The organism is Lacihabitans sp. LS3-19, from assembly GCF_024343575.1.
Classification (GTDB): domain Bacteria; phylum Bacteroidota; class Bacteroidia; order Cytophagales; family Spirosomataceae; genus Leadbetterella.
This window is the reverse complement of sequence record NZ_RJUA01000001.1, coordinates 284,786-297,802: the sequence shown is the minus strand read 5'-3', so window position 1 is coordinate 297,802 and position 13,017 is coordinate 284,786. Positions and strand designations below refer to the sequence as shown.

Here is a 13,017-nt window from a genome sequence, read left to right as displayed (position 1 = left end):
AAATGGATATTTCTTAACAAATTGTTATAAGAAAAAATAATTAATTTTGAATCTATGGTAATGTGTCTGAGGGTACCTTACACCCCCCTATTTGAGCCAAAAAAATCGACCCAGAATCTACCTGAAAACCTGGTTGAAACAACAAGCTTTCAGAAGCCTGATATTCTACTTTAGTCCCAATATTTTTTATAGTATTGTTAGCCAAAATAACCTTTGAGGGTGAAGGCTGAGATGAAGGCGTTGATCCGAAATTGTTGCCAGGTGAAAAAAAACTTTGAACATCTGGACACACCTTCACAAAATAATCCTTGCCATTAGTTATGCAACTATTGTTTACACATTTTGCAATATAAGTTGTTTCTATTAGCGGAGAAACCACAATGCTCGAAGTGGTTTCATTGGTATTCCATAAATAAGTATCTCCAGATTGGCATCCTGAAGCTTGTAGTTCAACAGATTCGTTGATGAATATAGCAGCATAAGAAAGCTCACTATCGGTCAAATTTATTACCACAGGGTTAGGAGAAAATTCTATAATTAAATCGTCAGAAAAATCCGAAATAACACCTAAATCGTGACATTCACTTTTAAAAATATAGGATTCAGAGATAGGTATATTGAGTGGGTTTGTAGACCCTGCCAAAATAAAGGGTGAAGATGGATTATTTTGAGGTTTAAAATACCATTGTACCGTACCATTACAACCCGTTGCCAACAAATCCGTGTTTTGTCCCGAACATACTTTATTATTGACAGAAGAAACCACAGGTGGAGGCACATTTACAACTGTCACAGTTTTTATAGCTGAGTTACTAGGACATCCAGATCCTGCATAGCAATATGAATAATAGGTAGTTGTAATATCCGGTGTTTTGGTTATTTGTTTGATGTTTTCTCCGGTGCTCCAAAATGTAGTATTTCCAGTACAGCCTGATGAACTCAGCGTAACGTTTTTTCCAAGATTAATAATCCCACCAATAGGGCTAATAGAAATGGTAGGGCTTGGCGGAATTGTGCCTGATTGTATTGGAATTGTAATTTCGTTAGAATACGGGGAAGCTGTTACATCTATACAAGTAGCTTTATAAGAATAGGCAGAAACAAAACCAAGAGGTATTGTAGATGAATATGGATTACTTGAACTCACAAAAGAATACCCAGATATATTATTATCCTTACGATACCAAAAAACTGTACCTGTACAACCCGTGGCAGTTAATGTTAAATTTTGACCATAACATACCACAGGCTTGCTAGCAGAAATTACAGGGGCGGCATTTATTTTTATTTTGGTCGGCTTGCTAAAACAATTGTTAAAAATACAAAATGCAAAATATTCTACGAAAATATTGTCCGGTACGGAAATGCTAGGTGTAGTTTCGGAGGTACTCCACAATACGGAATATCCTGATTGGCAGGCGGCTGTTAAAACAAAATCATTGTTGGTCCCAACATTTTTTTGAATTATTGGAGACTTTGAAACATGTATGCTTTTGAGATTCGAATATACATAGTTACCACCTGGAATAGCACAACTCGCGTAATATATTGCCGACTCGCTAGGCTCGATATTAATACTTTGAGTAGTTTCACCATTGCTCCAAATAATAGATGAACTGCAATTTGATAATGTTAGGGTGACCGAATTACTAGTTTGTGTTCCCAAATCATAACAAATGCTATCACTCGACGCTGTAACCAGAGGTTGAAGAACCGTAACCACCAAATTAGCCGAATTTCCTTTGCATACTTCTTTCTTGCAAGCCACACTATATGTTGTGGTTTCGAGTGGATTTTTTACAACATTATCGCCGACACCCACACCATTTGCCCAACTGTAATTTGATCCAATAGGGCATCCCTGGGCATTAAGGGTAACATAGTTTCCTGCATTTATAATGGGCGGAAAAGCACTGGCAATGGGTGTAGGAAGAGTTTCAATTTTCGAAATAGTAATTTTATTAGAGCGATTAGACTCGAAATTAAAATTGTAAGGTGATACGCAAGTAGCAAAATAAGTAGTTGTATTTGATGGATTAACGGTTTTAGTCCGAATCAAGGTAGGTGAACCTAAAGGTATATCAGCACCAAAATACCATTGTACTTTTTCAGCAGCTCTACAACCGTTAGCCGTCAAAGTAGTATTAGTAGGATTTCCGCCCCCAACATTCGAACAAATAAAAACATTTGTCGCGGTAATATTGGGAGGAAAAAGCGTATTCCCTCCACCACTTCCGCCTCCACCATCTCCGCAAACATTATTGTCAGCACAAATTGCAGCTATCGAAAACTGTAAATCAGATTCATCTAATCTTTCACTGAGTTTAAGCTCTGACTTTGATTGAGTTAAAACCCAATCCTTCCCATTCCAAAAAAAGAACTTATTTAATTCTGTATCAAATACTTCATAACCATTTTTAATATTCGACAAACTAAACCTCTTAAAAGTAGTCATTCTATTTAGTTCATGATTTTTAGTTTCTTCTAATTTGAAATAGCTATTTGCTCCTGAGATTTTGGATGGTAACTGCTGACCCAAAACTTGAGAACATATTATCAACAAAAAGAAAAGTTTCGTTTTCATAATTTATTTTTATTTTCAATGAATAAAAAAACTTGGTAGAATTGATTTTGAATTACGGCGTCTTTTTTAGTCGCAAAAGATTGTTTTTGACAAAAAACACAATATCAATTCTCCATAAAATTTTATTCCGACGTCTAAATCTTATTAGAATAATTGTAAAAACGAAGCTATATAATTGATTACAAGAAGCTTTACTTTATTTAGCTAAAACAGCGATTTTCTTTACTGAATGGTTAGTACAATTTTTGAATTTTGGTTTTTTTTGAATTTACACAATCAAAAGCTTACTGATATCAGACAATATTTGTATAGTTTATTGACCTTGTTATAAAGCTATTAATAAGAAACGTTTTATGTTCTATACCCTTTAAGCAGCATGAGGGATCGTCGTGGAGCTCTTTGTGGCCTGGCTTTAACCGGACACAAAAGCGGGAGTACAAACGAGCATAAAAATGCGAAGTTTGCGACCGAAGGTCACCGACCCTGACACATGTAGCGATAGCGGAATGTGGCGGGGGCATGTCCAAAGAATTTAAGCTAACTTTAACTTTTAGAATTGATTAATAAATTTCTGCAGATAATAATTAATCTTTATCAACTGGTTTTTAAAGATGATGTCTCCTAAACCCTCCTCAAAAAAACAACTTCAGAATTTTTAAATTTAAGTACCTTTTTTAAATTTTCTGAATCTGAGGTATCAATAATATTAACTTCATCATATAGGTCGAAATACGCATCCAAATTTTGAAGTCCAAGGAGATATCTAGTTTCTATAGTGACATCGCTAACAAAATGACCACCCTCATTTACTCTTTTTGCAACCCTCTTTTTACATAATTCTGTACTATCTAGATATAAAAAATACAAGTAGGTTTTAAATCCCGCAGCTTTAAATTTTTCCCGCCACTTATCATTAGTTGAATTATCAAAATTAGTCTGAAAAGAAAAATTCATTTTATTTTGAAGTGCCCGTTCTATTTTTTCTTCAAATGTTTCTTTAACTCTAAAGGCAAGATTTTCCTCTATTTGAGGAGTCATAATAGAAATAAATTTCTGAAATAAATCTGAATAGGCCAAGTCGAAATCAAAACTTTTTATTTCGAAATCACTAATAAGTGCATCACTTTTTTGAGAAGAGTAAAATGACTTTCCTGAGCCATTTGGTCCTGCAATAACTACGAAGGCAGGTTTATCTGACATTTAAACACCTGGATAAATTATAGATGCAATTTTCTGTTTCTTTGCAAATTTATCTTTTTTCTTATGATTTGAATATTGTTCATTCATTCTATCAATCAAACCTTTTGATTCTCTGTCTAAAACCATCATATTTTTTGATTTTAGTTTCTGCGATTTAATTAAAAACAAATTTAACTCTTCTTCTGTCATAAAATTTTATCTAAAATGTAACTCCATTAAAACGACAAACCATTTTTTTTATGCAAAATAAAATACTTTTATTAATAAAAACATAAAATTTCTTTTTTATTGAAATCTATTGCATAAATAATTACTCAAAAATTGTCTCAAAAAAGCTAACTTTGCACCTTAATTTTCTACGAAAGATACGATGAAGAACAATCCGAAAAGATATACTGTAACCGCTGCTTTGATTTATGCCAATGGGCCCATTCATATTGGTCACTTGGCGGGCTGTTATTTGCCAGCTGATATCTATGTGCGTTATTTGAGACTGAAAGGCAAAGATGTGGCTTTTATCAGCGGTACCGATGAGCATGGCGTGCCGATTACAATCAAGGCCAAAAAAGAAGGTACAACGCCACAAGCGGTGGTGGACAAATACTACGGCATTATCAAGGATTCGTTTGAGCAGTTTGGGATTTCGTTTGATATTTACTCGCGGACTTCCAACCAGGTTCACCATGAGACTTCGCAGGAGATTTTTAAGACCATGTATGACAAAGGTTTTTTTGACGAAGTTGAAACCGAACAATATTTTGATGAGGCTGCACAACAGTTTTTGGCCGACAGATACATTGTGGGTGAATGTCCCGTTTGCCACAACGAGGGTGCTTATGGCGACCAATGTGAGAAGTGCGGTTCGTCGCTTTCGCCAACCGAATTGATCAATCCTAAGTCGACGATATCGGGTGCTAAACCTGTGATGAAGAGCACTAAAAACTGGTATCTGCCGCTTGACCGCATGCAGCCAGAGATAGAAAAATATGTAAACAGCCACCCTGAATGGAAGCCGAATGTATTTGGTCAGTGCCAGTCTTGGTTGAAACAAGGCCTGCAGCCTCGTGCCATGACCCGCGACCTGGACTGGGGCGTAAAGGTGCCTTTGCCAAATACAGACGGCAAAGTACTCTATGTGTGGTTTGATGCACCGATAGGTTATATCTCGATGACCAAAGAATGGGCAGCTGTGGTAGGGAAAAACTGGGAGGATTATTGGAAGTCGGAAGACACCAAGCTGGTGCATTTTATCGGTAAAGACAATATCGTGTTTCACTGTATTATTTTTCCAGCGACATTGATGGCCGAAGGTTCGTTTATTTTGCCTGACAATGTGCCTGCCAACGAGTTTATGAACCTCGAAAACGACAAGATTTCGACTTCGAGAAACTGGGCGGTGTGGCTGCACGAATATCTGGAGGAGTTTCCTGGCAAACAAGATGTGCTTAGATATGCCTTGGCCGCGAATGCTCCTGAAGCCAAAGATAATGACTTTACATGGAAGGACTTCCAGACCAAAAACAACTCAGAATTGGTGGGTATCTTCGGCAACTTTGTGAACCGCACGGTGGTGCTTACGCAGAAGTTTTACGAAGGAATAGTACCCGAAAGAGGTCAACTGCTAGAAATAGACGAACTGACGCTTAAGGCATTGGCGGATTTGCCTTGTCAGGTTTCTGACTCGATAAAAAACTACAAGTTCAGAGATGCCCTGTCGGGTATGATGGAGATTGCCAGATTGGGAAATAAATATTTGGCAGAAACCGAACCTTGGAAAGCCATAAAAGAAGACCCAGAACGTGTAAAAACGATTATGAACATTGCGATGCAGATTACGGCGACTTTGGCGATTGTGGCCGAGCCGTTTTTGCCGTTTACGTCTCAAAAAATATATGACCAACTAAGACTTAATGGCTGGAATTTAAAAGGTGTACAACGCGAATGGGTGGATGCTGGAAATCCTGATTTGGTGCCTGCAGGACTAGAAATAGGCTCAGGAACCTTGCTTTTTGAGAAAATAGAAGATGAAACAATAACCAAACAAGTACAAAAACTACTCGACGCCAAACGCATGAATGAACTGGAAGGAAAGACTGTGGCTCCGATAAGAGAGAACATACAATTTGATGATTTTGCAAAACTGGACATTAGAATAGGCACCATATTGGAGGCTGAACCCGTGAAAAAAAGCAAGAAACTGTTGAAATTTTTAATAGACGATGGTTTAGAAAAACGCACGATTTTAAGCGGCATAGCGGAGCATTTCTCTCCTGAAGAAATGGTAGGCAAACAAGTGACTTTCATAGCCAATCTAGCCCCAAGACTTATGATGGGCATAGAGTCCCAAGGCATGATTCTGATGGCCGAAGACAAAGACGGCTCATTGGCTCTTTTGCAACCACATAAGGAAGTTTGGAGTGGTGCTGGGGTGAGTTGAGGGGGAATTAATGATATTCCAATACATTAATTGTTTTCATGTTAGATTATAATTTTCGAAGTAATGAAAAGGTTAAAAAATACATTTATATTTGATTAAATATATTTTTCAATATGATAGCAAACTCAAATTTGATAAGTATTGACTCACAAATAAGGTTTAGGACACCATGCATTTCTGGAACACGCATTGCGGTTTCAGATGTACTTAGGTGGCTAGCATCGGGAATGACTCATGCCGAAATATTAAAAGATTTTCCGCAACTTACGGAGCAAGCTATCTTTACTGCCCTTGCTTTTTCTGCAAATAGGGAGTCTATGATATTGACCATACTTACTTGATAATGGAACCAATCAGAATACGGAGTTTTATAGCTATTTTGATCTATTATTTCAAATTTAGCTTCACGTTTTTCATGAAATTTCTTACTCTATTTTTTACACTACTCACATTTTCAACGTTCTCCCAAAAAACCTTAAATGGAAATTTAATTTCTCGCTTAGACAGCCTAAAAAAAGTAGACCAGTTTTGGAGAAATGAATCTACAAAGCTTCAAAATGGTGATCCAGTTACCACAAATCTAAATAAAGACCAAATTTCAGAAAAAATGATTCAAGTTGATAGCTCAAACTATCATGAACTAAAAAAAATCTTGGAGCAATTTGGGTTCCCAGGTTTTGATTTGGTCGGTAAAGAAGGCTCTGGAAGTTTTTGGTTATTAATGCAACATCAAGATGAGCATCCTGATTTTCAGATTCTTGTTTTAGACTTGATGGAGAAAGAAGTTTTGAACCAAAATGCATCAAAAGCCAATTTTGCATATTTGACAGACAGAGTAAAGGTGAACACCTCACAAGAACAGATTTATGGCACTCAAATGGAGTTGAACGAAGACGAAACTTCTTATCAGCCAAAGAAATGTATTGATCCTAAAAATCTCAATCAGAGGAGACTGGAACTGGGACTTCCACCCATTGAAGAATATATACAAATGATGAACTCTAGATTCAGAGGAAATTTGAAGAAAAAATAAATCATATTATAGTTTTGTAAACAAAAAAATATAATCATCTGTTTTTCTGATATTTATATTCAAAATATACTATTATATGTGGAGAAATCTCACTTTTTTTAACACATTTCTCCAGATATAATTTTGTATACTTGGAGAAATGTGATATTTTTACACACATTTCTCCAAGTATCGTATATGGAAAATAATTCAAAAATCGTTGGTAGAGCAAAAGAAATAACAAAACTTAATAAAATTCTGGAATCTTCTGAGTCTGAATTTTTAGCAGTTTATGGGCGTAGACGTGTGGGTAAGACTTTCTTAATCAGGCAGCATTTCAAAAGCCAAATTGTATTTGACTTTACTGGTTCAAAAGATGCCAGTAGAAGTGAACAGCTAGCTAATTTTTTTGCTGTGTATTTAAACAAAACCCAAGGTAAAAAAGAAACTAAACCACCCAAAACTTGGTTTGAGGCTTTTGGGTATTTGGCAAACTATCTAGAAGGCCTAAAAGCAACTAAAACAAAGCATGTGGTATTTATCGACGAAATGCCATGGATAGACTCCCCCAAATCGGGCTTTGTGCCTGCTTTGGAATATTTCTGGAACCAACACGCCGCTAAACTTGAAAATGTGTTGTTGGTAGCCTGTGGCTCGGCCTCCTCATGGATTCGCAAAAAACTAATTTCAGCAAGAGGTGGCTTGTACAATAGAGTCAGCCAACGAATAAAATTATCGCCTTTTAGCTTACAAGAAACCGAATTGTTTTTAAAATCAAAAGAGATCAATCTCCCTCAATATCAGATACTTGAACTCTACATGACTATGGGGGGTATTCCTTTTTATTTGAATGAAGTCGTAAAAGGTCAAAGTTCCACACAGATAATCAATAACTTATGCTTCTCTAAAGAAGGACTACTATTTGACGAATATGCTCAGTTATATTATTCAATATTTAAAAATGCCGAAAATCATGTGAGCATTATAGAAGCCCTGGCGGCAAAACCTCAAGGTTTGTCTAGGACCGATATTAGCAAAATAACCAAAATAGCTGAAGGCTCTTTAACCAGAGCCTTAGAAGAATTGCTAGAAAGTGACTTCGTAATTTTAATCCCTCCCTTTCATAACAAAAAGAAAGATACATTATACAAGCTCATTGACTTATACTCCTTGTTTTATCTTAAATTTATAGCTCCACAAAGACATGCAGGAGCAAATTCTTGGGAAATTCTTTCACAACAAAGTAGCTTTTCTGCTTGGAGCGGATATGCCTATGAAAACATTTGTCTTATGCACATCTCTCAAATAAAAAAAGCACTTGGTATAGAAAGCGTAATCACACAACAAAGCTCTTGGAAGTTTACTGGAGATGAAACTTACCCCGGTGCTCAAATAGACTTATTGATAGACAGAGCAGACCAATGCGTAAATCTATGTGAGGCCAAGTTTACGAAGGAAAATTTCATCATTACCAAAGAATATGCAGAAAAACTAAGAATAAAAAAAACAATCTTTAAGCATGTTACAGATCCCAAAAAAGCTCTTTTTACCACACTACTTACCACTTATCCAGCCTTGAAAAACCAATATTACCAAGAGGAAATTGTAAACGAAGTAACTATGGATAAACTATTTGAAAATTGATATACTTGGAGAAATCTTACTTTTTAAACCACATTTCTCCAGGTATCAAAAATAAATTTACTTGAAACTATTATGACTACTAGGTGAAAATACCATAATAATGTCCTTTTCTTACCTCTCTCCCAATTTTTATTTATATTCACATCATAAAAACCAAATGGGTATTTTAAATACCTAAAACCTTATAATATGAAAATCTTCCTTGTCATTCTTTTATGTTTTAACCTGTCGGCATGGGGTCAAAAGCTCTCTAAAAAAGAAATCCAAGATGTCACAAAGTCCGATTTAAAAAACTCATTGGAAACATTTAGAGAATTTTTAAAACTACCTAATGACGGTAATTATCCAACGCAAATCCGTACGAATTTAACTTGGTGTGAGGCAACTTTTAAAGATTTGGGTTTTAAAACTCAAGAGATTGTATCTGATGGGATACCTCATCTTTATGCCGAATACATTGTAAATCCTTCTCTAAAAAATGTACTTTTTTATCTCCAAATAGACGGACAACCTGTAGATAGCACGGCATGGAATCAAAAAAGCCCATTTGAGCCTGTACTAAAAAATAAAGAGGGCAAAGAGGTTTCTTGGCTAACATTGGCACAGAGCATTGACCTTGATTATAAGATTTTTGCTCGCTCGGCTTCTGACTCAAAAGGTCCGGCCATGTGTTTTATTACGGCACTAAAATCTCTTAAAAAACTAAACATTAAGCCTGAATATAACATCAAAGTAATAATGGATTTTCAGGAGGAGCTGAGCTCTCCAACTATAGCGAGTTTGGTAAAAAAACACAGAACATTACTAGATGCCGACCGCCTCGTTATTATGGACGGCACTCGGCACATATCCAATATTCCGACCATTATGTTTGGTGCTAGAGGCATAGCCACTGCTACGCTCACGGTGTTTGGTGCCAAGGAAAACCTCCACAGTGGTCAGTATGGCAACTACGCCCCGAACCCAGCCTTTAAACTTGCCAAATTGCTGGCGGGAATGAAAGACGACGATGGAAGAGTAATTATTCCTGGCTTTTATGATGGCGTAGAAATAACGGCTGCTGACAAAAAATCTTTCGCTGAAATCCCCGAAAATATGGCAGATCTAAACGCAGAAATAGGTATAGCCGAAGCCGAAAAAGTAGGTGAAAGCTACCAAGAAGCCATGCAGTTTCCTAGTCTCAATATAAGAGGCATGCGGGCAGCATGGGTGGGAAAAGAAGTCAGAACAACTATACCCAACATGGCAATAGCAGAACTAGACCTCCGCTTGGTACCCGAAACACCAGGCCCAAGGCAGATGGATTTGATTCGTAAATATTTGGTAAATAATGGCGTAACGCTAATCGATAGCTTTCCAACTGACGAACAAAGAGCCAAATACAAAACCATGGCAACCTTTAAACAAAAAGAAGGTTCTTTACCCTTCAGAACTCCGATGGATTCTGAGATAGGCTCTTGGCTGGGAAGTGCGATGTTAAGAGCTGTTGACCAACACATTAAAGTTAGAGCTACTGGTGGATCTCAGCCTATGGCATCGTTTATAGAAACCCTAAATGTGCCTGCTGTTTCTTTAAGAATTCCGAATCCTGACAACAATATACATGGACCTAATGAAAACATCAGAATAGGGAATTACGAAGAAGGTATTAGGATGGTTTTGGCGGTTTTGACACAAAAATTATGAAACAAAAGAGATATATTTGTGATTTGTTTCACAAATTTTCATTCATGAAAAAACTCTTGCTTCTGTTTTTCATTCTTTCGGCATTTTTTTCCTTTGCCCAAGAATTAGAAAAATCTCCAAAAAAAATCACTTTTGAAATGGGCTACACGGGTGTCCGAAAGTCTAATTTTACAGATATATCAAAAACTGGATTTGCTTTCGCTCTGGATTACGGATGGCAGGTTTCGGGTTTTAAAAATAAGCCTGCTGCATACATTTCTTTTCCATTGGGTTATACTGCCATTCCACCTATCAAGAAAAGCACCAAAAACTATGGCATCTCTTTTTATGGGGTTCATATTACCCACAATCTCAAACAACAAAAAAACATTGTGCCATTCTTCGGCTATAGTTTACTTTTTAATCAGGTAATCAAACAAGATACCGACGGTAGAGTTATAGGACACGAAACCAGGTTTGATGCGGGAGCTAATTTGGGAAAAAGGCTTTTTGCAAAAATAGAATACGGAATTGCCTCCTATCCGGCTTTGGGACAGAAAATTACCTCAAAAATTGGAACATGGGGGTTAAAGGTTGGGGTGAGGATTAGGTAAAAGTAGCTAACCTAATAATAAAATTGATAAAAATTTGTTGAATTATAACAAGGCAATACTTAAGAACAAATCAATACCTCAAAGCAATTTGATAAAAATCTAATCGAACTTAATAATTAACAATATAAAAGCGTCAAACGAATGAAACTGATTTTAATATGTTTTATCAGCTTCTTAATTTTAAGCTGCAACGACAATACTACTTCAGTTGAAAATTTAAAATATACGAAAGGTTCTAAAGTTGAGTTCGGTTCATTGACAATAGATGATATAAATGACCTTGTATTACTTGGAAAAGTTTGGGGCTTTCTAAAATATCACCACCCAGCTGTTGCTTCCGGTAAATACAACTGGGACTATGAGTTATTTAAAATCTTACCTGATTATTTAGAAGCTGGAAATACTTCTTCAAGAAATGAACTTCTTGTAGATTGGATTTCTGATTTAGGAAATATTCCAGCCTGTAATCATTGTTACGAATCGTCTAAGTTCTCATTTTTACTTGCAGACCACAGCTGGTTGGATGCCAGTAATGTGTCCAAAAAACTAAGTAAAAACCTTCATTTCATTTATAGTAATAGAAATCAAAAAGAACATTATTATATAAAGCAAGTACCCGACATTGGGAACCCTGAATTTTTGAATGAAGATGCTTATAAAAGTTTTCAATATCCTGATGCTGGGTATAGATTATTAGCACTTTATAGATATTGGAATATTATTGAGTACTTTTTCCCTTATAAGTATCTAAATGAAGGCAATTGGAATGATGTTTTAAAAATGTATATCTCAGAGTTTGTTTATGCCAAAGATGAGCTACAATATGAGATGACAGTTGTAAAATTGCTCGGAGAAGTTCATGATAGTCATGCCCAGTTAAATTTTGCAGACAAATTAGATAATTACCTAGGTAATAATTTTGCTCCAATTAAATTAAAATATGTTGAAGGACAAATTGTGGTTTATCAACTAGAAAAGGGGTTTAATCATTCACTTTCTTTGGGTGATGTCATAACCCATATTAATGGGAGGCCAATTAAAGACATAATTTCTGAAAGAAAAGTATTAAGTCCAGGTTCAAATGATGCAATGAGAATGCGAATGGTATGTTCCAATTTATTAAGGTCAAAAACAAATGAGCTTATAATCACTTTGAATGATAAAACGACCAAAAAAATTATTCTATTTAATTGGGACAACTACGACAAAAAAAGAATTATAAACAGCGAAAAGTCCTTCAAAATATTAAAGGGAAATGTTGGCTATGTAACACTTGACAGAGTAACAGATGAAGATGTAATTCAAATTATAAAAGACTTTAAAAATACCAAAGGAATAGTAATCGATATAAGAAACTACCCATCCACGTTTGTACCTTATTCACTTGGCTCATATTTTGTTAAAAAAAATTCACCTTTTGCAAGTCTTACAAACTTTGTTTTTAATACTCCTGGGGAGTTTCGATTCGCTCAGAAACTTAGCATTACATATGGCATTGAGGAATATAAAGAAAAATTAGTGGTGTTAGTAAATGAAGAAACCCAAAGCCAAGCAGAGTTTACCGCTATGGCTTTTAGGGCAGGTCAGAACACAACTATTTTAGGGAGTACAACTGCAGGAGCTGACGGTGATGTTTCATTGATTCAACTACCAGGTGGTTTATCTACCTGGATGACCGGTAGTGGTGTTTACTATCCAGATAGCACAAAGACTCAAAGAGTAGGTATAATACCGAATATTTATGTTGAACCTACTATAAAGGGAATAAAACAAAATCGAGATGAACTTTTAGAAAAAGCCATTTCCATTATTACAAATCAATGATTTTCAGGAAAAAGCATTAAGAATTTCAGGAAAAAAT

Annotated in this window: 10 protein-coding genes; 7 read left to right on the top strand and 3 right to left on the bottom strand. The window is 35.9% G+C overall.

All coding sequences use genetic code 11. The features are described 5' to 3' along the window. Positions 1-52: 52 nt before the first annotated feature. From EGI22_RS01190 to EGI22_RS01180, 3 genes are all read right to left on the bottom strand, one after another. Entirely contained in the window at positions 53-2,584 is a 2,532-nt protein-coding gene (locus EGI22_RS01190) for a 3-coathanger stack domain-containing protein (protein WP_255065803.1), read from the bottom strand. 621 nt (positions 2,585-3,205) lie between these two features. After that, complete coding sequence (locus EGI22_RS01185) at positions 3,206-3,784, bottom strand: zeta toxin family protein (RefSeq protein WP_255065802.1); 579 nt, start codon at positions 3,782-3,784, stop codon at positions 3,206-3,208. Then, positions 3,785-3,973, bottom strand: coding sequence for a hypothetical protein (locus EGI22_RS01180; protein WP_255065801.1), 189 nt, complete (start codon positions 3,971-3,973; stop codon positions 3,785-3,787). Positions 3,974-4,154: 181 nt separating this feature from the next. Between EGI22_RS01180 and metG the strand changes: the two genes are divergently transcribed. The 7 genes from metG to EGI22_RS01145 all read left to right on the top strand — a co-directional run bounded on the left by metG (position 4,155) and on the right by EGI22_RS01145 (position 12,980). Then, a complete protein-coding gene (gene metG / locus EGI22_RS01175) occupies positions 4,155-6,221 on the top strand; it encodes a methionine--tRNA ligase (RefSeq protein ID WP_255065800.1) in 2,067 nt (688 codons plus the stop codon). Positions 6,222-6,334: 113 nt separating this feature from the next. Beyond that, the gene (locus tag EGI22_RS01170; protein ID WP_255065799.1) at positions 6,335-6,562 is read left to right on the top strand and encodes a DUF433 domain-containing protein; all 228 of its coding nucleotides are present in this window, start codon (positions 6,335-6,337) and stop codon (positions 6,560-6,562) included. Between the two features lie 74 nt (positions 6,563-6,636). After that, positions 6,637-7,254, top strand: coding sequence for a DUF6624 domain-containing protein (locus tag EGI22_RS01165; RefSeq protein WP_255065798.1), 618 nt, complete (start codon positions 6,637-6,639; stop codon positions 7,252-7,254). 177 nt (positions 7,255-7,431) lie between these two features. Then, the gene (locus EGI22_RS01160) at positions 7,432-8,877 is read left to right on the top strand and encodes an ATP-binding protein (protein ID WP_255065797.1); all 1,446 of its coding nucleotides are present in this window, start codon (positions 7,432-7,434) and stop codon (positions 8,875-8,877) included. A gap of 189 nt (positions 8,878-9,066) precedes the next feature. Then, positions 9,067-10,563: a M20/M25/M40 family metallo-hydrolase gene (locus EGI22_RS01155; RefSeq protein ID WP_255065796.1), complete on the top strand. Its 1,497-nt coding sequence runs from the start codon at positions 9,067-9,069 to the stop codon at positions 10,561-10,563. 44 nt (positions 10,564-10,607) lie between these two features. Continuing rightward, positions 10,608-11,156 carry a hypothetical protein gene (locus tag EGI22_RS01150; protein ID WP_255065795.1) on the top strand — a complete coding sequence of 183 codons (549 nt, stop codon included), beginning with the start codon at positions 10,608-10,610 and terminating at the stop codon, positions 11,154-11,156. Positions 11,157-11,297: 141 nt separating this feature from the next. Beyond that, positions 11,298-12,980: a S41 family peptidase gene (locus EGI22_RS01145; RefSeq protein WP_255065794.1), complete on the top strand. Its 1,683-nt coding sequence runs from the start codon at positions 11,298-11,300 to the stop codon at positions 12,978-12,980. Positions 12,981-13,017 lie beyond the last annotated feature (37 nt).